Source organism: Arthrobacter sp. ES3-54, from assembly GCF_029504395.1.
Classification (GTDB): Bacteria; Actinomycetota; Actinomycetes; order Actinomycetales; family Micrococcaceae; genus Arthrobacter.
This window is the reverse complement of sequence record NZ_JAQFIF010000002.1, coordinates 289,002-312,314: the sequence shown is the minus strand read 5'-3', so window position 1 is coordinate 312,314 and position 23,313 is coordinate 289,002. Positions and strand designations below refer to the sequence as shown.

The 23,313-nt window shown below is 64.9% G+C and carries 22 protein-coding genes and 1 pseudogene; 11 read left to right on the top strand and 12 right to left on the bottom strand.

Annotated features, from left to right (window positions below; all coding sequences use genetic code 11):
• Positions 1-238 precede the first annotated feature (238 nt).
• A complete protein-coding gene (locus tag M2428_RS04510; protein WP_277524122.1) occupies positions 239-829 on the top strand; it encodes a histidine phosphatase family protein in 591 nt (196 codons plus the stop codon).
• Positions 762-1,139 (top strand): annotated as a pseudogene (locus M2428_RS04505) (aldo/keto reductase); the annotation flags it as partial. The gene M2428_RS04510 and the pseudogene M2428_RS04505, both read left to right, overlap by 68 nt.
• Positions 1,140-1,196: 57 nt before the next feature.
• Here M2428_RS04505 and M2428_RS04500 read toward each other — a convergent pair.
• Positions 1,197-1,583, bottom strand: a complete 387-nt coding sequence (locus M2428_RS04500; protein WP_277524121.1) for a VOC family protein — start codon at positions 1,581-1,583, stop codon at positions 1,197-1,199.
• 101 nt (positions 1,584-1,684) lie between these two features.
• Positions 1,685-2,497, bottom strand: coding sequence for an MBL fold metallo-hydrolase (locus tag M2428_RS04495; protein ID WP_277524120.1), 813 nt, complete (start codon positions 2,495-2,497; stop codon positions 1,685-1,687).
• 742 nt (positions 2,498-3,239) lie between these two features.
• Between M2428_RS04495 and M2428_RS04490 the strand changes: the two genes are divergently transcribed.
• Complete coding sequence (locus tag M2428_RS04490) at positions 3,240-4,133, top strand: response regulator transcription factor (RefSeq protein WP_277524118.1); 894 nt, start codon at positions 3,240-3,242, stop codon at positions 4,131-4,133.
• A 323-nt stretch (positions 4,134-4,456) separates the two neighbouring features.
• Positions 4,457-5,488 carry an NADPH:quinone reductase gene (locus M2428_RS04485; protein ID WP_277524116.1) on the top strand — a complete coding sequence of 344 codons (1,032 nt, stop codon included), beginning with the start codon at positions 4,457-4,459 and terminating at the stop codon, positions 5,486-5,488.
• Positions 5,489-5,580: 92 nt separating this feature from the next.
• Here the strand turns inward: M2428_RS04485 and M2428_RS04480 are convergent, their stop codons facing one another.
• Positions 5,581-6,129 (bottom strand): TOPRIM nucleotidyl transferase/hydrolase domain-containing protein, encoded by a 549-nt coding sequence (locus tag M2428_RS04480; RefSeq protein WP_277524114.1) that lies wholly within the window; start codon positions 6,127-6,129, stop codon positions 5,581-5,583.
• Between the two features lie 122 nt (positions 6,130-6,251).
• On the opposite strand from M2428_RS04480, the gene M2428_RS04475 reads away from it, so the two are divergent.
• Positions 6,252-6,563 (top strand): MmcQ/YjbR family DNA-binding protein, encoded by a 312-nt coding sequence (locus M2428_RS04475; RefSeq protein ID WP_277524113.1) that lies wholly within the window; start codon positions 6,252-6,254, stop codon positions 6,561-6,563.
• A 74-nt stretch (positions 6,564-6,637) separates the two neighbouring features.
• On the opposite strand, the gene M2428_RS04470 is transcribed toward M2428_RS04475, so the two are convergent.
• From M2428_RS04470 to M2428_RS04450, 5 genes are all read right to left on the bottom strand, one after another.
• Entirely contained in the window at positions 6,638-7,222 is a 585-nt protein-coding gene (locus M2428_RS04470; RefSeq protein ID WP_277524112.1) for an HhH-GPD-type base excision DNA repair protein, read from the bottom strand.
• Between the two features lie 295 nt (positions 7,223-7,517).
• On the bottom strand, positions 7,518-9,689 hold the full coding sequence (locus tag M2428_RS04465) for a transglycosylase domain-containing protein (RefSeq protein ID WP_277524110.1): 2,172 nt from the start codon (positions 9,687-9,689) through the stop codon (positions 7,518-7,520).
• A 117-nt stretch (positions 9,690-9,806) separates the two neighbouring features.
• A complete protein-coding gene (locus tag M2428_RS04460) occupies positions 9,807-10,664 on the bottom strand; it encodes a prephenate dehydratase (RefSeq protein WP_277524108.1) in 858 nt (285 codons plus the stop codon).
• A 147-nt stretch (positions 10,665-10,811) separates the two neighbouring features.
• Positions 10,812-12,068: a formamidase gene (gene fmdA / locus M2428_RS04455; protein ID WP_277524106.1), complete on the bottom strand. Its 1,257-nt coding sequence runs from the start codon at positions 12,066-12,068 to the stop codon at positions 10,812-10,814.
• A 35-nt stretch (positions 12,069-12,103) separates the two neighbouring features.
• Positions 12,104-12,391, bottom strand: coding sequence for a zinc ribbon domain-containing protein (locus M2428_RS04450; RefSeq protein WP_277524103.1), 288 nt, complete (start codon positions 12,389-12,391; stop codon positions 12,104-12,106).
• Between the two features lie 459 nt (positions 12,392-12,850).
• Between M2428_RS04450 and M2428_RS04445 the strand changes: the two genes are divergently transcribed.
• Positions 12,851-13,237: a nuclear transport factor 2 family protein gene (locus M2428_RS04445; RefSeq protein WP_277524101.1), complete on the top strand. Its 387-nt coding sequence runs from the start codon at positions 12,851-12,853 to the stop codon at positions 13,235-13,237.
• 65 nt (positions 13,238-13,302) lie between these two features.
• Here M2428_RS04445 and M2428_RS04440 read toward each other — a convergent pair whose 3' ends face one another.
• Entirely contained in the window at positions 13,303-13,821 is a 519-nt protein-coding gene (locus M2428_RS04440; RefSeq protein ID WP_277524099.1) for a DUF1269 domain-containing protein, read from the bottom strand.
• A 361-nt stretch (positions 13,822-14,182) separates the two neighbouring features.
• On the opposite strand from M2428_RS04440, the gene M2428_RS04435 reads away from it, so the two are divergent.
• Positions 14,183-14,644 (top strand): phage tail protein, encoded by a 462-nt coding sequence (locus M2428_RS04435; RefSeq protein WP_277524097.1) that lies wholly within the window; start codon positions 14,183-14,185, stop codon positions 14,642-14,644.
• Between the two features lie 96 nt (positions 14,645-14,740).
• On the opposite strand, the gene ligD is transcribed toward M2428_RS04435, so the two are convergent.
• Complete coding sequence (ligD, locus tag M2428_RS04430; protein ID WP_277524095.1) at positions 14,741-15,985, bottom strand: non-homologous end-joining DNA ligase; 1,245 nt, start codon at positions 15,983-15,985, stop codon at positions 14,741-14,743.
• Between the two features lie 230 nt (positions 15,986-16,215).
• Between ligD and M2428_RS04425 the strand changes: the two genes are divergently transcribed.
• Positions 16,216-17,040: a VOC family protein gene (locus M2428_RS04425; RefSeq protein WP_277524093.1), complete on the top strand. Its 825-nt coding sequence runs from the start codon at positions 16,216-16,218 to the stop codon at positions 17,038-17,040.
• Positions 17,041-17,624: 584 nt separating this feature from the next.
• Here the strand turns inward: M2428_RS04425 and M2428_RS04420 are convergent.
• A complete protein-coding gene (locus M2428_RS04420; RefSeq protein ID WP_277524092.1) occupies positions 17,625-18,014 on the bottom strand; it encodes a RidA family protein in 390 nt (129 codons plus the stop codon).
• A 453-nt stretch (positions 18,015-18,467) separates the two neighbouring features.
• On the opposite strand from M2428_RS04420, the gene M2428_RS04415 reads away from it, so the two are divergent.
• Entirely contained in the window at positions 18,468-19,316 is an 849-nt protein-coding gene (locus tag M2428_RS04415) for an aldo/keto reductase (protein ID WP_277524091.1), read from the top strand.
• An 89-nt stretch (positions 19,317-19,405) separates the two neighbouring features.
• Here the strand turns inward: M2428_RS04415 and M2428_RS04410 are convergent, their stop codons facing one another.
• Positions 19,406-19,696, bottom strand: a complete 291-nt coding sequence (locus M2428_RS04410; protein WP_277524089.1) for an antibiotic biosynthesis monooxygenase — start codon at positions 19,694-19,696, stop codon at positions 19,406-19,408.
• A gap of 208 nt (positions 19,697-19,904) precedes the next feature.
• On the opposite strand from M2428_RS04410, the gene M2428_RS04405 reads away from it, so the two are divergent.
• Positions 19,905-21,836, top strand: coding sequence for a glycoside hydrolase family 15 protein (locus tag M2428_RS04405; RefSeq protein WP_277524087.1), 1,932 nt, complete (start codon positions 19,905-19,907; stop codon positions 21,834-21,836).
• A gap of 254 nt (positions 21,837-22,090) precedes the next feature.
• Complete coding sequence (locus M2428_RS04400; RefSeq protein ID WP_277524085.1) at positions 22,091-23,299, top strand: trypsin-like peptidase domain-containing protein; 1,209 nt, start codon at positions 22,091-22,093, stop codon at positions 23,297-23,299.
• Positions 23,300-23,313: the final 14 nt, after the last annotated feature.

The following is a 23,313-nucleotide window of genomic DNA, read 5'->3' as shown; positions in this document are numbered from 1 at the left end:
AAGTTTGCATGGATTCCGCATCTGGGCAGGAGGGATCATGCCGAAATCAGGAAAGGCAGCGCCTTGCTTTGTGGCCGGACGGGTGCGGTGCGCCAGGGCTGGGGCCGGCGCCGGCGAAATCGGCGTTGTCGGTGTACCCCACCGTCTGCTTTGTCCCGGCGAGGGCCTCTGCCTTCACGGACGGCCTTACAGCCGCGCGGTTATGGTGCGCCCGCACACCTTTCCGTCCGTCTCGAGCATGGAGTGCGCCACCGTAACGACGTTTGCCCTTGTCCGCCACGGCCAGACGGACTGGAACGCGGAGCGCCGGCTGCAGGGGTCCACGGACATTCCGCTGAACGACGTCGGCCGCGGCCAGGCGCGCTACGCCGTCGCCGCCCTGGCCGGCTACGAGTGGGACGCGATCGTGTCCTCACCGCTGAGCCGTGCTGCCGAAACTGCCGACCTCATTGCTGCCGGGCTGCGGCTCAGCGTGGCCCGGCGCGTGCCGGAACTTGCCGAGCGCAGCTTCGGACCCGCGGAGGGCCTGCAGCCCGGACCCGAACTGGACGCACTGCGCATCCCGGGTGGATTCCGCGGCGCCGAAAGCAAGGATGCGACAGCACGCCGCGGGTTGGCCGCGCTGGAAGCGCTGGCCGCGGAGTTCAGGGGGTGTCGCGTCCTGGCCGTCAGCCACGGCACCCTCATCAGGGTGAGCCTTAGCCGCGCCATCGGCCATACCCTGCCACACATCGACCCCGCCGCGCTCAACCTGGCCCACCATGCCGACGACGGCTGGCAGGTCGAATACGTCAACGGCGAACCGGTCATGGCTGGCGCCCAAGGCTGACAGGCATCGGCCCTTGTACCGGTTCCGTCCCTGCCAGTCGACCCTTTCAATCCAACACATCGCGCTTCGGCGCTGGCGCAAGACCAACCCGCCGTTCACAGGCGAGAACTTCCGCCGCAAGCTCGCGATCGTCGACGAGGTGAAGGCCATCGGCGCCGAGATCGGCGCGACCCCCGCACAGACCGCCCTCGCATGGCTGCTGACCCGCGGGAACGACATTGCCCCGATGCCCGGCGTCCGCCGGGTCACCCGGGTCGAGGAGAACACCGCGGCTGACGGTATCGAACTGACCGGCGACCAACTGGACCGACTGAACGCGCTCCGGCCCGAGCTGCCAAAGGCGGTCGTCAGCGTCGTCCCTAGGACTTCATGCACCACCCGATCCGTACGGACGCGTGATCGCCTCGAGGAAATGCCCGTCCGGATCCGCGAAGTAGACGCCACGTCCGCCGTCGTTATGGTTGATCTGCTGCGGGCGGGACCGTCCCGGGTCCGCCCAGTAGGGGATGCCCTGGGCCTGGATCCTTGCGAAGATTCCGTCGAAGTCCTCCTCGCTGACCAGGAAGGCGTAGTGCTGCGGAGAGATGGGCCGGTCCGCCGTGGCGAAATCGAGGGCCACTCCGTGGTTGAGGGGCACGGTCATGAAAGACCACATGGCTTGAGGTTTCGGCAGTCCGAACACGTTGGCCAGGAACTCCGCCGAACGGCGCTTGTCGGTTGCGTAGACGATGGTGTGGTTGAAAGTGACTGTCATGGTGACCTCCTCGGGTGTGTTGTCTGCGACCATCTGCGTCCAGCGCTCTTCAGGTTGAACCTCTGCTCGATTCCAAACTGACGCTTACGGAGAATGGACGTTCAGGTCATGTGGTCGAAGTCTCCTCGTGCCCAAGCCGCGTGCCGTTGGGCGGAATCGTGCAGGATGGCCTGGGCTTGGGACGCGATGACGTTGTTGAAGTTGCCGTAGATCCGGTCGAACTTGAGCTCCCCCAGCTGCGCGGCGATTCGCAACGCCACCGTGCCGGATAGCGGCAAATGATTCGGGTAGCTGCGCATGAAGGAGATGGAGCAGCGGTCGGGATTCGGATACACGCTGTCACCGGTGAGCAGAACTCCTCTGCCGCCGGCTCCTGCGGCCCAGTGCACCACTGCGCTGCCCGGGAAGTGCCCCCCGGTCTGGTGCAGGGTCAACCCTTCGGCGATAGTTTGACGGCCGGACCAGTATTCGACGACAGTATCGTTGCGCCCCAGCCACCGCCGGTCTGCGTCGGCCACAAGCACAGGGACGCCACCGAGCCGATGCGACCATTCGACCTGCACACCAAACATGTGTGGATGGCTGGCGGCGATCGCCAGGACCGGGCCCCGCTCAAGCGCTGCCTGCACAGCGCTGTCATCGACATAGCCGACCGGATCCCACAGCAGCGAACCCCCGGGTGTCACCACAAGCTGGGCGGTCTGGCCGATCCCGACCTTCGGCGCTGTCTGGATCCCGATAAGTCCCGGCTCGTTCTCCTTCAACACTGTTTGCTGGCCCTCCCGCGCCAGCCCGTCCAGTGAGAGCCACTTTTGTCCGTCCTCGGGCACATACTGCCGCTCGTCGGCGCAGATCGGACAGACCCCCGGGGTAGGTTCGTCGCGTTCGACGGCGCAGGTCGCGCAGATCAGCATGGTCCGCCCCTTCTAAGCGTCAGGTGTCCTGCTTTCCGCCTTCTTCACGTTCGGCCGCAGGCTGACGTGCCCAGACTATGGCACGCGAAAGTCTCCCAGGAAGAGAAATCCTTGCGGTTTCTGGTTGTCCGGGATTGCAAATGTGGCGCCGCATGCACGAATTCCAAGCCCATGCTGACCCGGGACGGCGAACCCGCAAGGCCTGGCGCCCGGGGAGCCAGTAAGGCGCGAGCGCGAAATCATATAGTTGAAGCTGCAAGTAATCCGTGTATCGTTGAACCCACTGAGCTGCCCGCTGCCGTGCTTGTGGCCGGTGACAGCCGTTCGCTGCATGCCGCCCTCCGATCTCCGCGGTCCACGAGCCGCGCCCCGGATTCCGGATTCCGGATTCCCTTGACCCAAGGAGCTGACCCTTCGAGTGAACACCACACTGCGCGACGTGCGCTCGCAAAGCTGGACCGCCGATGCGGTTCCCGATGCGGTCGCACTCTTAAGGCTTCCCGTCCACGGAACACCTTCCGCAGGGGCTTGACATTGAGGGCCTTAAGCCTCTGCCGGTGCGCGCCTGTCGGGGCCCAGTCTTTGGCCTAAACGAGGCTTGCCCGCGTACCGTCCCAGTGGCCGGGACAGTCCACCGGGAGAGGGGTCCGGTTCTGTCCAGGATCGTCCGGCCCGGCCCGGCCCGGGGATACGAGGTGCGTTGTCCGGCCACGGCGACAGCGGGGCGGGGGCAGGGCATCACATGGCGGAACCAGTCACACAGTTCAGCTTTCCGGCTCCCGGGCACGGCGTTTTCCTGCTGGACGACTACGAATTGGTTCGTCTGGGGCTGCGCAACCTCTTGGAAGCTGCAGAAATACCCGTGCTGGGCGAGAGCGCATCCGCGCGGCAAGCGATACGGCGGATCCCCGCGCTGCGCCCGCAGCTCGCCATCCTCGACGCGAACCTCCCGGACGGCACCGGGACGGCCGTGTGCAGGGCTATCCGGGCCACAGACCCGACTATCCACTGCGTCATCGTTGCCGACACAACAGACGAGACCACACTGATTGCAGCGGTCCTCTCCGAGGCCTGGGGGTGCCTGTCCAAGCAGGACGACAATGCCGAACAGCTGCGGTTGATCCGCCGGGCACTGGCCGGCGGAACGGCATTCAGCAGCAGGTTCCAGCACCTTCTTCAGCCGTCCGGGACCTCCCCGCAGGACCCGCAAAGTGAGGGCAGGCTCCGCCCGCTGAGCAGGCAGGAAACAAACGCCGCCATAGGGCTCGGCCAGGGCAAGAGCAACCGCCAGCTTGCGCAGGATCTGGACATCTCGGAAAAGTCCGTCAAAAACCTTGTCGCCAGCGTCCTGCATAAACTCGGAATGGCGACCAGAACCCAGGCCGCCGTCTTCATCGCCACTTCCACGAACCTGACACCCGGCCCTGACAGCGCCGGCCACGCGTACATCCGTCCTCCGAAACAAACCACCCGAATCACTGCCGCGCTGCTGAACTGCATCAAAGAAGGCACAGCACCGCTCGATGACACCGCACGTGCCCAAGCCGCCAGCGCCCTGGCCGCTGCACTTGCCGGGACCAAGGCCGATCCGCAGGCCCGGCCATCAGACCGTCCGCCCGCGAAAAAGTCCAAGTGATGAGTTCGCTCGCGAGGCCAGGCCTGCTGGCGTCCCGGCAGCACTTCCGGAAACCAAACGCCAGGTACCCGTCCTGCTGGGCCATGCTTCTGGCTACGTCCGTCGTGGCGGACAAGCGGGCCGTCCGCACAACTCGGACCACTCCGCTTCCTGCCTTCCTTGGTAGCGCCAGGGCAGAGCATCGGACCTCGCTGCGCTCGGACGGCACAAGCGACCGTTGTTCCTCGGCTTGACCTCGGCTCTACGGCATGGAGGGACCGTTGCCCGCATCCGGTCCGGCGCCGGGCGGGAATTTTCGGTCGGGGGAGGCGTTAGGTGTGAGTATGAAAGCAATCGTGTATAGTGCCACCGGCGATCCGTCTGTTCTCGAGCTCGTCGACCGCGAGATCCGCGATCCGGGGCCCGGGGAGGCGCGGGTGCGGATCATGGTCTCCGCGGTGAACCCCACCGACTGGAAGTCGCGCCGCGGTGCCAAACCGGGCGAGCCCTTGCCCTTCGCGGAGGTCGTGCCGAACCAAGACGGCGCCGGAGTGGTGGACGCCGTCGGACCCGGCGTTGAGCACCTCCACGTCGGTGACAGGGTCTGGCTGGCCTTGGCCGCCTACCAGCGCGCCGACGGCGGGACAGCGCAGGAGTTCGCCGTCCTGCCGGCAGAGCGGGTCTTTCCGCTGCCGGAGAATGCCGGGTTCGACCTCGGCGCAAGCTTGGGCGTTCCCGCGATCACCGCCCACCGGGCCCTGACCATCGCCGAGGACGGGCCGCGGCGGCTGCACCCGGGAGCCTTGGACGGCAAAATGGTTCTCGTCGCTGGAGGGGCCGGCGCCGTGGGCCATGCGGCGATCCAGCTCGCCAAGTGGGCCGGCGCCGTTGTGATCACGACCGTGAGCGGACCGGCGAAGGCTGCGCTGGTCACGGCCGCCGGCGCCGATCACGTCATTAATTACCGGGAAACCCACGCGGCCGCGGAGATCCGCCGGATTGCGCCCAACGGCGTCGACCAGATCGTGGAGGTGGCACCCGCGCAGAACGCGGAACTCGACCTGGCAGTGATCCGCAACCGCGGCTCCATCGCCGTCTACGCCAACAACGGCGGCGATCAGGTGACCCTGGACGTGCGCAGGCATTTCAGCCTCAACGTCCGCTACCAGTTCGTGCTGCTTTACACCGTTGGCATGGCGGCGGTGCACGCCGCCGCCGAGGACATCAATGCGGCCATCGCCGACGGCGCCCTTCCGGTGGGGGAGGCCGCAGGCCTGCCGCTGCATCGCTTTGACCTGGCTGACACGGCTGCGGCCCATGCGGCGGTGGAAGAGAGCATTGTCGGCAAGGTGCTGATCGATGTGCCAGCGGGCTAGCCGATAACGCTTCGGGAGCATCGCGGGGTCATCACGTGTTGCAGCCCCGGGACTGAGCGGGCCGAGCCGTCGGGACTACGCACCGCGTCGGATCACGGTGAGAATGATGCAACGAGGCGGGCAAGCGGCGGAGGCGCATGTCCGGCTGGCAATGCGTCGATTAGCAGCGGCGCGTATCGGACCTTGTTACCGCTGCGTCCTCCGAAGAACCGGCGCAACTGCGCCGTTAATGGCCGCTCTCGCGGTGACGGCTGGCGTTGGAGGAGCCGGAACGACCCGAGCTCGCCTTGAGCCGCGATGACGTTGAGCACGGCATCGATCCCAAGGCAGCGGATGAGCTCGTCCTCTAGATCGGCGTGACAGACGTGGAACCCAAGCTCGGCCAGCGAACCGGACCCGATACCTGCCCGGCCGAGCGCGCGGGCGATGCCACGGGATTCCCCTGCATCACACAGCCCGAACAACCGGTGGCCTGCGCCGTTCGGGCCGTAGCGGTCGAGGAAATGGACGATGCTGGTCGCGCCTCCCATCGGTACGACCGACACGCGCAAGGCTGCCAGGTCATGGCCAAAGCGAAAGGCCAGCGTCTCGACCGCCAGCCGGTCACTCTCGCCTTCGACCAACACCGTCGTCGCCTGCATAGAACCAGTATGTCGGAAGCCCAGCCGCGGCCGCTCTCGACCTGCGCCGTTAGTTCGTTTTCGAAATCTTCCGATGGAGGACAGGCATTGCCTGGTCAGGGGCTCCGGTGCCACAGTGAACCATGGCCACAGAGGAAGACGTCCGGCAGATCTGCCGTGGACTCCCGGGGGTTAGCGAGCGGCCCAGTTGGGGCCAGCCGGCGTGGTTCGGGAAGACCCTGATGGCGCGCATCTGGGAAGATGGCGTCCTCACCGTGAAAACCGAGGAGCGGGAAGCACTCGCAGGGACCGGTCCCGGCACCTATTTCTGGACGCCCCACCACGAACGGTTCCCGAAACTGGTGCTGGTCCGCTTGGAAAGGATCGACGTCGAGGAACTTGACGAGCTGCTGCAGGAGTCGTACCGCTTGGCTGGCGCGGGAGCGGGCAGGTAAGCGCCGGGTCATTGCCGGGGTCCGCCCAACAGATCACCAAACATATCGGGACGCCTTGGGTCTTGCCATTCGTATCAGCGCTCGGATGCCTTCGCGGCTTTGATGGCGGCCTTGGCAGCCTGCTTGTTGGCGCGCACTTTTTTCAGCGACTCGGGGTCCACGATGTCGGCGACGGAAAGAAATGCACTCTCCTCGCCATAGGAACCAGCAGCCTCACGCCAGCCTTGTGCCTGGAGCCCGCACTGCTTGCCGAGTAGTGAGAGGAAGATCTTTGCCTTTTGCTCTCCGAAGCCGGGCAATTCCTGCAACCTGCGCAGCACCTCCTGGCCGTCAGGGTCGTCCTGGTTCCAGATGGCAGTTGCGTCCCCGTTCCAATCGCGCTGTACGGTCGCGGCGAGGTCCTGGACGCGGCCGGCCATGGAGCTAGGGAAGCGGTGGATGGACGGACGCTCCTTGAAAATCTCAACAAAGCCCGCGGGGTCATATTCGGCGATTTCGGCAGGAGCCATGGATCCGATGCGCGTCCTGATCTTTTCGGGTCCGGCAAACGCAGACTCCATGGTCACCTGCTGGTCAAGCAGCATGCCGACTAGGAGTGCGAACGCGTCATTGCTGAGCAGTTGGTCGGCGGCGGGATCGCCAGTGATGTGCAGTTCCATGCGCTCATCCTCCCACCTGCTTCGAGCCGCGTCATGGCATGACACAGCAGGGCGTTGCCGTCCGCGCCGCCACGTCCCACGAACTCGGCAGGCGGGACGCTGAAACTCCGTCCCACCGAACGCATCGGACTTTGACGCGTTGGTGCTCCCCGACGGAGTGGATAAACGCCGACCACCTCCGTGTGGATAACCACCGCCGACATCGACGCCGGTCCATGCCGCTGCTGTTCACGGCCAACACAAAGTGAGCAATCAACCCTGTGAATCGGAAACCCGTCGTTCCGAAACGGGTGCGTCACGGAGCGCCATTGCGGGGGCCGGGCGGCGTGGTCATGGACTTGGGCGGCGCAGGGAAGGCCGCGGCCGCGTAGAGCCCGGCGACTTGCAGCATGTAGTTCGCCCACTGCGGGCCGGCGAGCATGTATCCGTCAATGGCCTTGTAGAACTTGCCTTTGACGGTGATGTTCCGGCCGGGCCGCTTCTGGCCTTCCAAGGTGTCGCCGAAGAAGGAAGCAGTGGCGAGGCCGGACGTGTAGCCCACTACCCAGGTGGCGCCGTTGGTATTGGAGGTGCCTGTCTTGGCAGCGGTCGGAAACTTGGCTTGGACCTTGGGTTTGATGTAAACGCCGGACCCGCGCTTGAGCACGTCCTGCAGCACGGAGTTCACACCGCGGGCGACCTCGGGCTTGATCGCACCATGACAGGCGCTGGTCTCGGCCGGCAGCTTCTGTCCCGCTGCGTCGGTTACTGCCGTGATCGCAATGGGTGTGCAGTATTTGCCGTCGTTGGCGAAGGTGGCAAACGCATTGGCGAGATGGAGCGGGGCCACACCGATGGCACCGAGCAGGTTGCCCAGCTGGTGCATGTTGACCCGGGCGTTGTCCACACCGCTGTGGATCCCCACGGCGTCCACCATCTTCTGGATGCCGCAGAAGTCGAGTTGGGCGGCCTCAGCGAAAGTTGCCGTGTTGATGGAGTTGTAGAGGCCGTAGTTGACGGGCATCTTGCGGTAGTAACCCTCATCGTTGTTCTGGAGGTCATCCGCGGCGCCGAGGGCTCTCTGCGCCGTATTGTAGGCGCCGAGGACCTTTCCGCAGCTGGACTTCCAGGGGAAGTCCAGCGGATAGGTCCGCCGGGACGCATCCACCTCCGCGACCAGGGATTTTCCCTCGTTGAGCCATTCCGCGAACGTGAACGGTTTCATGGTGGAACCTGGCTGGAACCCGCCGGCGCCGTTGAGGTCGTTGCCGTTCGCGTCCTTGGAATCGACGTTGAAGTTCAGCTGGGTATCGAATTTTCCGGGCGCCGGGAGAAAGACGGTGTTTTGCGCCATGGCCAGGATTTTGCCCGTGCCGGGCTGGATGGAAACGAGCGCGGCACCCCATTTGTCCGGGTTCGCCCCGGCAGTGGCATCGACCTGCGCCTGCGCCGGACCCTGCAGCCTGCTGTCCAGAGTGGTTCTGATGGTCAGGCCGGCGCGGTACAACTTCCTTTCGCGCTCGGCAACATCCGCGCCGTAGGCCGGGTTGTTGAGGATGAGGTGGGAAACGTAGTCGCAGAAGTACGGTGCCATTTCCGCTGCGGCGCAGCCCTGCTTCGCGGGAGCGATCTTCAGCCCGACGCTGCTGGCTGCCGCGGCGTCATGCTCAGCTTGGGTGATCTTGCCTTGGCTGAGCATCGCGTCCAGGACCTGGTTGCGCCGCTTGACGGAGTTGTCCGGATGGACGGACGGATCATAGAAGGTGGGGCTGTTAACCAGCCCCGCAAGAAGGGCAGCCTGAGGCAAGGTGAGGGCCTTGGCCGTGGTGCTGAAGAAATGCCGCGCCGCGGCTTCGATGCCGTAGGCGTCCCGGTTGAAGAACACGATGTTGAGATAGCCCTCGAGGATCTGGTTCTTGGTGTAGTTTTTCTCGAGTTCGATGGCGAGCTTCATCTCGCGCACCTTATAGCCGAGACTCTTCTGCCCGCTGAGGATGACCTGATCGCCCCTGTCCGCAGAGACGAGGGATTCATTGAGCACGTTGGTGACGTACTGCTGCGTCAGTGTGGAGGCGCCCTGCCGCCCCCCGCCGGTCAGATTGGATGCCAGCGCCCGGAGGATCCCCTGCGGGTCGATGCCGGCGTGTTCGTAGAACCGGCTGTCCTCGATGGCGACAATCGCACCCTTGATGTACGGGGACATCTGGTCCAACCCGACCTTCACACGGTTCTCCGCATAGAAGGTGGCAATCCGCTTCCCGTCCGCGCTCAGCACTTTGGTTGTTTGTGACGGCGAATCAACCACCAGCTCCGAGGGGAGGCCATTGAAATAGGTGATCGAAGTCCTGACCGCAATGCCGGTCGCGGCCACGGTGGGCACCAAGAGGCTGGCGGCCAGTACGCCGCAGATCGCGCTCACAGTCAAGAACCCGAGGACCCTCCAGAGGGCCGCGGCCAGACGGAACCTTTTTCGGTTCTTCGGCGCCATTTTCTGTCCAGCCTTCGCGCGCGAAACGTGTGTTCAGAATACGCGGGAACCCCATCGAGGGCCAGTGCGCGGAAGGGCCTTGGGTAGGAGAATAACGCGGCCGGGTAAGCAGGGAGGTCAGCTGCTGGCTGCCTGCCGGGTCCTGAACTCTGCGGCGGCATATACACCCAGGATCCGGACCTCGGCGGTGAAGAACTCCAGTTCCTCCAAGGCTAACTGCAGCGGCAGGTCCCCGGGGTGGCCCTCGACGTCGGCCATGAACATGGTGGCAGCAAACTCGTTGCCCACCATGTAGCTCTCCAGCCGGGTCATGTTCACGCCGTTGGTGGCAAAACCGCCAAGAGCCTTGTAGAGCGCGGATGGGACGTTCCGGACGCGGAACACGAAACTGGTCACTGCCGGTCCGGGCAACTCATCCCGGGTTGGCAGTTCCGCTTCCCGCGCGAGGACCACAAAGCGGGTGGTGTTGGACGGATCGTCCTCCACCCGGGAAGCCAGCACTTCCAGGCCGTAGATCTGGGCCGCGAGCGGGGGAGCGAGGGAGAGTTTGGCGGGATCGTTCCACTCCCGCACTTCGCGGGCAGAACCCGCCGTGTCGCCGGCGATGACAGGGCGTAACCGTGCTTCACGGATCAGGCGCCGACACTGGCCCAGGGCGTGAATGTGGCTGTGGACCTCGGTGGCAGCCTCGATGGTGCTGCCGGGGATGCCAAGCAAGTCGAAGTGGATGGGCAGGAAGAACTCGCCGACGATCTGTAGACGGGATTCGGGGAGCAGGATGTGGATATCCGCCACCCGGCCGGCAATCGAGTTCTCGATCGGAATCATGGCCAGATCGGCCCCGCCGCTGGACACCAATTCAAAGACGTCCTCGAAGCTGGCGCACGGGACGCTTTCCAGCTCGGGGAACATCTGCTTGCACGCGATATGGGAGTTGGCGCCGGGCTCACCTTGGTACGCAATCTTCTGGGTCACGATCCGTATGGTGTCACGACCCACCCCCGCCCACCCAAACGGGGGCGCGCGGAAGGTCACCGTGACTCTTCCTACTTCAGCCTCAGCCGTGACCGCGGTTGGGGACGCAACCTTACCGACCACGGTTCCCACCGCCGTCGGCAGCTGCTATTTGTTGCTGGTCTTCGGCGCTCCGATGCCTGGGTCGATTTTGTGGGGGCCGTCAGCTGAGGGACGTACGTCGAAGTCGAAGATGGCCGTCGGGATGTAGACCGTGGAACAGGAATTCGGGATGTCCACGACGCCGGAGAGGCGCCCTTCGATCGGTACGGCACCTAGGAGCAGGTATGCCTGCTCGCTGCTGTAACCGAATTTGGTCAGGTAGTCGATGGCGTGGAGGCAGGCCCGCTGGTAGGAAAGGTGCGAGTCGAGGTAGCGTTGCTCGCCGCCCAGAGTCACCGAGGTGCCGGAGAACGCCAGCCATTGACTGAACTGCGGGTCGACGTTGCCCGGCATGAAGATGGCGTTTTCGCTCACCCCGTAAGTCTCCATGCCGCCCTTGATGAGCTCCACCCTGAGGTCCATGAAGCCGCCCATCTCAATGGCGCCACAGAACGTGATCTCTCCGTCGCCTTGCGAGAAGTGGAGATCGCCCATAGAGAGGTTGGCTCCGTCCACGAACACGGGGTAGAAAATACGGGTGCCCTTGGACATGTTCTTGATGTCCTGGTTCCCGCCGTTTTCCCGTGGCGGTGCGGTCCGAGCCGCTTCCGCGGCCACCCTGTCGAATTCCGACGGCGGCAGGTGCCCCAGAACGGCGTGCTCGGCTTCTGGCGGCAGCGCCAAGGGTGGGACCCTGTTCGGGTTCGTGGCGATCAGGTCGCCTTCGCGCTTGTTCCATTTCGCCAGCAGCTGGGCTGAGGGTGCCGTCCCCATTAGCCCAGGGTGGATCAGTCCGGTGAAGGAAACACCCGGCACGTGCCGCGATGTTGCGATTTGTCCGGTGAAGTCCCAGATGGCTTTGTATGCGTCGGGAAACTGCTCGGTGAGAAAGCCGCCGCCGTTGCTCGTCGCGAAGATGCCGGTGTAGCCCCAGCCCTGTCCGGCAAGTGGGCCGGAATCCTCCTGTGGGATGGGACCGACGTCCAGGATGTCGACCACCAGCAGGTCACCGGGCTTGGCGCCCTCGACGGCGAAGGGACCGCTGAGTTTGTGGACGGTCAGCAGCGGGGCATTGAGGACGTCGTCGGCGGAGTCATCGTTAACGATCGCGCCGTCAAACCATTCCCGGCAGTCGACCCGGAAGGAATCCCCCGGTTTGACCGTCGCGACGGGGGGAATGTCGGGATGCCATCGGTTGTGCCCGATCTTTTCCTGATCCTCGAACTTCTTGCTGGAGTCCAGGGAAAATATCTTTGCTGGCATTTCATCTCCTTTGACTGGTCGCCACGTATTGCCGGTTAGGGTCGCGGCAGTGTCCGATGTAACGGGTTGGATGAATACTGCTGTACACGCCTCGGGCTTCCCGGAATCCGAGAGTTCACGACCTCGGGTTCGGCTGCACTGCGTTTCGTGGAGTCGATGAGTCGGAAGGCCTGCGAACCGGCCCTGGAAAGGTGCGGTGTACTGAATACCCGACGGGACGGTTCACCGCAGGAGGGGCACGGAAGAATGTCCGGTGCGTCCCCGATCGGGTGGGATGCTTCGAAAAGCGAACCATCGGAGCATCGGTACTCATAAGTGGCCATGGATCGGTTCCTCTCCGTTCCCGGTGCGGGTATGTCAGGCGGGCCGGGTCACGTTCGTGACTGGGGCGGGTTGGGACCTGCTTCGCATCGCCTTCCGGCCGAGGAAGTAGGCAGTCGCGGAGACCACGGCCGGCGCCGCTACCAGCGCCGCATAGGCGTTGTTGGTCTCGTATCGGCCGGGCGCAGTCGACGACGAAGATGGAAAACCATCCCAGAGTGTGTTGCCAGAGTAGGCGGAGCCCCGCAACGGAGTCAGGGGCTTTGGGCCCTTCCTCGAGCCGGCACTGGTGGCCCGGCCGGATGCCCCAAACCTCATGAGTGCGAGGCTTCCCGCCTCACTCCACGGCCGCTAGGCTTCTGGGAAACGATGTGACCACCCGCGGATTATTGGCTTGCCGATGGCCCTTTGGCGGGGCCTCCCTCTGGCGGGGCCCTCCGCTGCTCAAGAAAGGATCTCTCATGCCGGACTCCAGCGTCGAAGGGATCGCGCGCTCCTACATCCAGGCCGTTGGCTCCCACGATTTGAACGCCCTTGAGAACCTGCTCGGTGAGGATCTTGTAGCCACCTTCGCCGGCACCGCCCTCGACAAGGCCGGATGGACCACGGCACTAAAGCGCCTTCTCCCGGCCCTGGTCCGCAACGAGATCCGGGAGGTCTTCACCGCGCAGGACCGTGCCTGCGTCGTGTATGACTTCATCACCGACACGGCTGCTGGTGCAGTCAGGTGCATCGAACTGCTCACCATCAACGCAGACAAAATCCGCGAGATCGAACTTGTCCTGGATCGGGTCGCCTTCGCCCCCGTCAATGAGGCCCTGAACGCGCGGGTACCGCCAGCCCAGTAAGGATCACCATCACCGAGGACGTCATCGAAGCAGCGGGCCGTCTCCCAGTTGGGTGCTTCGGCCGATCAGGACGAGGCGGCCTCGATGATCTTCTCGTCGCCTTCGTTCACGGCTTTGACCACGGCGTCGTAGTCACCACTTTCGACGGCCTTGCTGACCTTCTTGGTGGCCTTGGCAACCGCCTTGTCGACGCGGTCGAGGTAGAGGTCGTCGACGACGGCGATGATCGCCGAGGAGCCCGGCGGCAGCCACTCGTCCGCGTTGACGCCGATGGACTTCTCCTCGTGACGCTTCGCGATGGCGCCAACACCTGCGCCGATACCAGCGCCGATCACGCTGGACAGCAGGAGCGGCGGAGCGAACAACCCGACCACGAGCCCGCCGATGGCGCCCGCCGACGTGCCGCCGGCGACCAGTCCGCCCCCGTGCTCCTTGACCTCGGTCTGGCCCGAGGCGTCACGCGACAGGACGACCGCAGCCACCACGGCCGCGTCGTCCATGCTCTTGATCGTTTTGAAATCGTCTGCCGCCGAGCCCGCGTCGGCGTATGACGACACGAACAAGGTGTAGTTGCGCTCTGACATGGTGTGCCCTCCACTCGGTTCCGGCCGGCGTTGCGGCCACTCCGCTTCTTTGGTCGACGCTGTCGGTCCCGACGGTGCTGGAAATGACCGAACTCCCGACGGCGGGCGGCCTGTCCGCCCACACGGGGGCGGTACGCTCACCGGTCGGCGCGTAGGTCAAACTCTGCCCCGACGGACGCGCACCGGCAGGGCCTTAAGGCCTCCACTTTCATGCGCCAATGGCGCTACGACTTCATGGATGAGCATCACTAGGGCTGAGCCCCTGTCACAGGACCCGGCACCCTACGCACGAACGTTCTGACGTCCGGGCAGCACGTCGTCGCGCTAGCATTGGTCCCAAAACGTCTTACCAGGAGGGTGCATGCCGTACGTCGTTGACTTCAAGAACGTTTCCACTGTCGGCTTGGAATCGTCTCCGGTCGCTGAGGCCCTCGCCGGGTTGCGCGCCAACGAGGCTCGCTATTACCGGAACAAGTACGACCACGTCTTCACTGTGAGCCCCGCGAGCGAGGTTCCGGAGGTGGTCGACCGGGTGAGCCGGATACTCCGGGATGAGCGTGAAATCGTCATCGGTTCCCGCCCGCTGGAAGCGACCTCCTTCGACGTCGACGGTTTGCGGATGGCCTACGTCTTCTACGAGTCGGGGCTGTCGATCAACGTCCTGTACAGCATCGACGCAGGGAAGAGAGCGGTCGGGTTCAAACTCGCCGAAGGCATGGAGATTCCGGAGGAATTGGCGACGCGCTTCAAGTTCGCCCGCCAAAAATCGAAGCTGGCGGGCGTTATTCGCGGCTCGTACTTCGTGATCAAGGGAGAGTACTGACCGCAACGACCGTGCCGCTTGAACGCGACCCGCGAGACTGAACATGACCATCTGCGCACAGGATGGGTCCCAGCGTGGCATGGACAACATCCGGTGTCAGGTCCCAGGGCGCCCCGGCCACTCTTTGCCCGCCCATGGGTCGTAGTCAGCGATGAGCTCCTCCTGCGGCGGACGCTCATTTTCGGGGACATGCTGCAGGTTGACCCGCACCCGGTACCAGAGCGAACTCGATCCGCGCATTCCGTCGACGAGTATGTCCGCGGGATGCAGGGCCGGGACGAGGTCCGCATGCCGGGTCTTCCATTCGTCGAGCGCCGCGAGCGCCCCGGGCTTGGTCTTGGTACGTGCCACCTCGATGAGCGGCATCACCGACTGCCGCCGGCCCAAGCCGTCGCCTGCCCGCGGCGGCTTTTCGGCGGGGCCGAGCTCGGCAGCCAGGGCGATGAGTCTGTCGAGGGACCCTACCGCGTCGTCGATGCCGGCGTGGGGGTCGCCCATCACAGCGAAGCGCTCAAGCACCGTGGGCACCGTGAATTGTTCCGGCCGGGTGGAGGTGACCTCGTCCCATGTGAGTGGCGTCGAGACGCGGGCGTCGGGCAGGGGCCGGATCGAGTACGCCGATGCCACGGTGCGGTCCTTGGCGTTCTGATTGAAGTCGACGAACACGCTCTCGCCACGCTCCTCCTTCCACCACCGGGCGGTGGCAAGGCCCGGAGCGCGGTTCTCGACCTCGCGGGCGAGGGTCTCGGCGGCGAGCCGCACGTCGCGGTACGACCACTGGGGCGCGATGCGCACCAGGATGTGGAGGCCCCGCGAACCGCTCGTCTTCGGCCACCCCACCAGCCCGACGTCGTCGAGCACCTCCCGCGCGACGTAGGCGGTGTCAACGATCTGCGACCAGTCGACCCCCGGCATCGGGTCGAGGTCGACCCGGAGCTCGTCGGGGTGTTCGAGGTCCTCGGCGCGCACGGGGTGCGGGTTGAGGTCCAGGCATCCAAGATTCACCACCCACGCCAAGCCCGCAGCATCCCGGATGACGGCCTCTTCGGCTGATGTCCCCGACGCGTAGTGCAGCGTCGCCGTGTCAATGAAGTCGGGGTGGTTTTCAGGCACGCGCTTCTGAAAGAACGGCTCAGCGCCGATTCCCTTCGGGAAGCGCTTGAGCACCATGGGCCGTCCGCCGGCGCCCCGCAGCGCACCATCCGCGACGGCGAGGTAGTAGCGCACCACGTCGAGCTTGGTCAGCCCCGGCTCGGGGAACACCACCTTGTCCGGACTCGAGATGCGGACCTCGTTACCGTCAATGTTGAGGATCTCGGCGGGGGCCTTCGACGCGTTCATTCCGCCACGCTAGCAATGATCGGATGTCCCAGCCAGACCGGCGGTGACGCAGGCGAAGTTGGCCTGGAAAGTGCCCCGGCCCGGCCCTTGACCAGCGGCAGGTTTGAAGTGGGGCAATGTGCGACGGCGGTGCCGCGGTCACCTTGTGGGGGTGGCGGGGTCGGGGGACGGATGGGGTACCCGGCCGGATCCTGGCTCGCTAGGCTGTGTCCCACGGAAGGGAGCGAGACATGACCCAACGGACCTACCCGCAGGGCGTCCCGTGTTGGATCGACACCGAGCAGCCTGACGTCGAGGCGGCCGTCGAGTTCTACGCCGGAATCTTCGGCTGGACGTTCGAGGACGCCATGCCGACGGGAGCGCCGGGACGTTACTTGATTGCCAAGCTCGAGGGCAACGACGTCGCTGGGATGGCCAGCGCCCAGGGTGCCGCGGCGTGGAGTACATACATATCCGTCGAGGACGCGGATGCCGCAGTGCAGCGACTGGTCGCTGCCGCCGCTGCGGTGCGCTCGGCGCCTGCCGATGCCGGAGAGGGCGGCCGCAGTGCGGCGCTGACCGATCCGGAGGGCGCCGAGTTCCGCCTCTGGCAGGCTAGGCGACGCATGGGGGCACAGGCGGCCAATCAGCCAGGGGCGTGGAATTTCAGCGATCTGCACACGGCTGACCCCGGCGCGGCCATTAAGTTCTACGAAGACGCGTTCGGCTGGCAGGTCGACGACCTCGGCTTCGCGATGATGATCCGCAGGCCCGGTTATGGTGATCACCTTGAGGCGACAGTCGATCCGGGCATCAGGGAGAGGCAGTCACGGCTGGCCGCCCCACCTGGCTTCGAGGATGCGATCGCCTGGATGGCGACCACCGCCCCCGACGAACCGCCGCACTGGCACGTCTCGTTCACCGTGGCCGACCGGGACCAGACGGTGATTGATGCGGAACGACTCGGCGCCCAGGTCCTTAGCCAAGACGACACCGAGTGGACGCGCACGGCACTGATCCGGGACCCTCAGGGCGCCGAGTTTACCGCCAGCCAGTTCACGCCCCCGTCGGGATGAGCGATTCAACAGACGGCAGCCACGGATGGCAGCGTCATAGTCCGGCTACCAGGCAATGGCAGGAGACAGGGTTGATCGGCGCACGGCCCGGACCCATCCAGGCCCGGTGCTGGTTCGAATTGCTTGAGTCCGTGCCGGATGAATCGCCCGACGGGCCAGCCGTCCCGGCAACTCCCCAGCAGAATGGTCCAAAACGTGACAGCCTCCGACTACGCTCGCTTCGTCAAGACGTGCATCGCTGCGGTACCGGATCCCCACCAAGAACTGGCCGAAGACGAAATGTACGGGGTGTATATCAGTTGGTGTCTGCTCCAAAGCGAGCAGCCCCGGCCATCCCGAGCATTCTGGACAGCCATGAGCGGGCTGGGCCTTAGCGAACGACGTCGTGTCGCACGGCGCTTCATTCGCCCCGGGCTTCGGACCACCGGACCCGCCGCCGTCGACTACATCCTCGCGCGTCGCCCAACCCTCACCTGAGAAAGCCCTCCGATGGAGGTGGGCGCGGGGGAGTGGTGCCCTTTGTCGAGTTTTCGATCCGTTCCCGCCATGAGGGCCGCCTCAATCCGCATTCTGTCGGCGTCGCCTCAGGTGCCGTGCGCCGCCACCGCTTGGATCTCGACCTTGGCGCCGAAAGGAAGAGCGCCAGCCTGGAAGGTGAACCTGGCCGGAGCGGTAGACAGGTCCGGGAACTGCCGCCGCCACCACGCATTCAGACTGCTGTAGTCGGTGATGTCAGCGACGACGCACTGCACGTACACGATCTCCTCGACGGCGAAGCCGGCAGCGTGGGCGATCATCGTGACATTGTGCCAGGCCAGCGCCGTCTCCTCCTCGAAGGTTCCCTCGTGATACTTGCCGTCGGGATCCAGTGCGGGCATCCCGCTGACGAAGCAGACACCATTTGCTTCGCTGGCCAGGCTGAAGGGGAAGCCTCCGGGTAGTCCCGGACCAGAATTCGTGCGCTTGATCGTCACGCGATGTCCTCCTGACGATGCAGAAAGTCCGCCTGTTGACGGACTGTTGCCCAAGGAACTTCCGTCACAGCCGTCAGCCGTGACCGCATGGCCTTCAGGAATTTTCCAAACTCTGCGCTTTGACCCATGTCTTCCATTTTGCCGGGCCGGGTCCGTGCTTTCCATGGCGAAGGTAGGACTGCCATTCCTAGGAACTGCAGGGAGCGGCAACCCTGCTGACATCGCATCCCCACGTCCGTAGCGTCGAATGCATGGCCGCGCGAAAGCCGGCACAGGTCGAAGTACCGGACTCAGTAGAAGAAGAAGACCGGCCCATGGCTGGAGTCACGGTTCAACGCACAACCGATGACAGGAAGAAGACGATGGATAATTCACTGATGATGGCTTTGCTGGTTATCAACGGCCGCCTGTGTGTACCGGCCCAAACCAGATACCCACCCACAAGGAAGAGTGATGATGCCGCAGATTAGTGAAGCCAATATCCCCACCGTGACCCTCAACAATGGCGTCAAGATCCCCCAGCTCGGCTTCGGCGTTTTCCAGGTCCCGACGGAAGACACACAGCGCATTGTCGAGGACGCTCTGGAGGCTGGCTACCGCCACATAGACACCGCCGCCGCGTACCGGAACGAGGCCGGCGTCGGCGCCGCTCTTGCCGCATCAGGAATCCCGCGCGAGGAAATCTTCGTCACCACCAAGCTGCGCAACGGCGAACAGGGCACAGCCTACGAGGCGTTCCAGCACAGCCGCGAGGCACTCGGCATCGACTACGTGGACCTGTACCTGATCCACTGGCCCGTGCCATCCCAAGGACTCTTCACCCAGGCCTGGAAGGCCATGGAAAAGCTCTATTCCGGCAGCGAGATCCGCGCCATCGGAGTGTCGAATTTCCTCTCTGACCATCTGGACACGCTTCTCGAGGCCTCGGATATTGTCCCGGCGGTCAACCAGATCGAAATCCACCCCACTTTCCAGCAGCGAGACCTGGCGGCCAAGAGCCGGTCATTGGGCATCGCAGTGGAGGCGTACAGTCCCTTGGGCCAGGGCGCGGATCTCGATGCATCCGCCGTGAAATCGGTAGCAGCCCGGTACGGTGCCACACCCGCCCAGATCGTGCTCGCCTGGCATCTCGCCCAAGGCACCATCGTCATCCCCAAGTCGGCCGATAGCGCGCGCATGCGGGAAAACCTGGGCGCCGCGGCGCTCCAGCTCACCCCGGCCGAAATAGCGCAGATATCGGCTCTGGAGTCTGGCGCCCGCGCCGGCGCCGATCCGGCCGTTGCCGCGCACAGCCAGCTCTAGCCCGTCCGGCAGCAAAGCCGGAGACGGTCCCGATCGGCCGGGACCGTCTCCGGCTTTTCGGCTGCATCAAGCCGCGAGGGGCCGACCACTTACAGGATGATCTCGTAGTGCTCCACGACCGGGAAAGGATCGTAAAAGTGGTGCAGTAGTGCGCGCCAATTGCCGTATTGGTCGGACTGTCGGAATCCAACGGTATGGTCTTCGAGCCGATCCCATTCAACGAGAAGCAGATACGTGCTCGGCGACTCGATCGAACGTGACAACGACAATTTCCTGAAGCCAGCCATCGAAGCAATGATGGGCCGCGCCTCGCTAAACGCCAGCTCGAAGTCGTCTTCCTGGCCGGGGATGACTGGCAAAAGCGCGTGTTCGGTAATCATTGGATCAGTTTCACACAAAGGAATCCCCACAGATGTGGCCCGACACGCTGCCTGGAGCGATCGCTGTAGCAGTTCTAGATTCGTCGCCCCACGAGTGTCAAGGCTGGGCGTTGACTCATGGGAAGGGTCCGCATGGCCGGATAGGTTGCCCCCGCTGTGAGCCGGGAACAGGATTCCCGCTTCCAGTCTGGGCGAGCATACTGGGGTAGTGAGGATCGACGCCGGATCAGGGCCCCAGGGGCGGCGGCGGCCCGGGGCAGGCACGAGCCCGTACCCGCCGATCGCCGACTATGGGTTTTTGTCTGACTGTGAGGCCAACTGCTTGATCGCATCGAGCGGGCAGGTGGAGTGGATGTGCGTGCCACGTCACGACTCGCCGAGTCTGTTCTCCACTATGCTCGACCGCGCCGCGGGTGGGTTCAAGGTGGCGCCGTACGGCGTCCGGGAGCCCACTGCGCGCCGTTATCTCCCCGGCAGCTTGATCCTGGAGACCACTTGGCAGACCAGGACGGGCTGGTTGATCGTGAGGGATGCCCTGGTGATGGGTCCGTGGCACCACACCGACGAGAGGGCCCGCCGATACCGCCGGCCGCCGATGAACTACGAGGCTGAGCATTGCCTGCTGCGCACGGTCAGGTGCGTCAACGGCGCAGTTGAGCTGTCCGTGCTGTGCGAGCCGGTCTTCGACTACGGCAGGCGCCGTGCACGGTGGGAGTTTTCCAGTCCCGGTTACGGGGAGGTAGTGACCGTCAGCGGCGATGAGGGCAATCCGGTGCTGCGTCTGACCACCGACCGCCGGCTGGGCATCGAGGACTCCATCGCGGTCATCCGCACCCGGATGACCGAGGGCGAGGAGGCTTTTATCGCGCTCTCCTGGGGGTCTCTGCCCCCGCCGCGGACGTGGGGGGAAGCCACGCGCAAGCAGTGGCAGACCACTGAGTTCTGGAGGCAATGGATCACCGGCGGCGAGTTCCCCGACCACCCGTGGCGGGAGCAGCTGCAGCGCAGCGCACTGACGTTGAAAGGCCTCACCTACGCGCCGACCGGAGCTCTGGTCGCGGCGCCCACCACGTCGCTGCCCGAGACGCCCGGGGGAGAGCGGAACTGGGACTACCGGTACACGTGGGTGCGCGATTCCACGTTCGCGCTCTGGGCCCTTTACACGCTCGGCCTGGACCGGGAAGCCGATGACTTCTTTGCTTTCATCCGCGACGTCGCCGCCGAGGACGACCTGCAGATCATGTACGGCATCGACGGCGAAAGGGATCTTCCGGAGGTTACCGTCGAGGGGCTCGGCGGCTACGACGGCGCCCGCCCCGTCCGGATCGGCAACGCTGCCGCCCATCAGCGGCAGCTCGACGTCTGGGGCACGATGCTGGACTCCGTCTACCTCCACGCCAAATCCCGTGACCAGCTTCCCGAGCCGCTCTGGCCCGTCCTGCTCCGCCAGGTCGAGCAAGCCGCCGCCCACTGGCGGGACCCCGACCACGGCATCTGGGAGGTCCGTGGCGAACCGAAGCACTTCACCTCCTCAAAGCTCATGTGCTGGGTCGCCCTGGATCGTGGTGCCCGGCTGGCGCGCCTGCACGGTCAGGCTGATTACGCCCGGAAGTGGGACACCATCGCCGAGGAGATCCATGAGGACATCTGCCGCAACGGTGTCGACGACCGAGGCGTGTTCGTCCAGTCCTACGGCACGACGAACCTTGATGCCTCGCTTCTCCTCGTCCCGCTCGTCCGGTTCCTTCCCGCCAACGATCCGCGCGTTTGCGCCACTGTGTTGGCCATTGCCGATGAACTCACCCGGAACGGCCTCGTCCTGCGTTACCGTCCCGAGCAGACCGACGACGGACTCGCCGGCGACGAGGGGACCTTCACCACCTGCTCGTTCTGGCTTGTCTCAGCCCTCGTCGAGATCGGAGAGGTGGTACGCGCCAAGGCACTGTGCGAACGTCTGCTGTCCCTCGCCAGTCCCTTGGGCCTCTACGCCGAGGAGCTCGATCCGGTGAGCGGCCGTCACCTCGGCAACTTCCCACAGGCGTTCACCCACCTGGCCCTGATCAACGCGCTCGTGCACCTCATCCGCGCCGAAGAAACCAATCTTTCGGCGCAGTTCGCCCCTGCACACCGCAGCACGTGACAGCAAAGGCGGAAGTGGACGTGGATTAGGGCTTCCAGTCCAGGGACATGAGCGGCGGCACTGCCCGAACAGCCCCGACCGCCGGCATCGCTTCGCGAAGGCTCACAGTCCGCTCACAGCGGCACGACAGATCGTCGACAGTCCGGAGTTTGAGGATGGGGATACGGCTTCGAAATCCGCGGGGCGGCAACCCCGAGCGCGATCATGAGGCGTGAGGTCGACACAGGGCAAATACGACGAGATCAGGATGACCCATGAACGAGCATGAACTGCCCATCCGCGGCGAAAACACCGGAACCGTTGCAGGCCTGAAAACCCGAAAGCGCATTGGCGCCGGGCTCTATGTTGCCTGCCTGGTGGCTGCGGGCGGCGTCGGCGGGGGCGTGGCGGCCGGGGCGACGGCGATGTGGAACACCGCCGCTCCGGCATCCGGCACTGTACAAACGACTCAATACACGCCGGTGATCGTCAACAATCCCGACAGTGTCAGTACGGTGACAGCCGCCGCGCAGAAGGCCTCACCCAGTGTGGTCACCATCAGCGCCAGTTCCGGCACTTCAGGCGGTACCGGGTCGGGCATCATTCTGGACGCTTCCGGCCATATTCTGACCAACACACATGTGGTCACCCTGGACGGGCAGGCAGCGAACGCGGCCATCGAGGTTCGGACCAGTGGCGGCAGCGTCTACCCGGGGACAATCGTCGGAACGGATCCGCTCTCGGACCTGGCCATCGTCCAAATCACTGCCCCGGGGCTCGTTGCCGCGGCCCTGGGCGACTCCGGCAAGGTCAATGTCGGCGACACCGCCATAGCCATCGGAGCGCCCCTGGGATTGAGTGGAACGGTCACTGACGGCATCGTTTCGGCAGCGAACCGCACCATCGAGGCAGCGTCCTCGGCCACGTCCGCCCTGCAGAACGGCGCCTCCAGCGCCGCGCAGGACACTATCAGCATTAACGTCATCCAAACGGATGCGGCCATAAACCCGGGAAACTCCGGCGGCCCCCTGGTGAACGCGAACGGTGAGATCATCGGAGTCAACGTGGCCATCGCCTCGGCCGGATCCACGTCGTCCTCCTCTGCCCAGGCAGGGAACATCGGCGTCGGCTTCTCCATCCCGATCAACGACGCGAAACGCGTCGCCCAGGAGATCATCGCTACGGGCACGGCCACACACGGCCAACTCGGCGTCTCGGTCCGGGACAAGGCCTCGGGAGCCTCTTCGGAGTTCGCGGCCGGAGCAGAGGCATCCTCCGTGACCCCGGGCTCCGCAGCGGACAAGGCCGGTCTTAAGGCCGGCGACGTGATCACCAGGCTGGGCGGCCGCACTGTGACCGATGCTTCCGAGCTCACGGCGGCGACCCGGGAGCACGCTGCCGGGGCCACCGTCAAGGTCACCTTTGTCCGCGACGGCCAGGAGCAGAGCACGGACGTCACCCTCGGCGCGGCCACCGCTGGCTGACGAGGGTGTCCCTT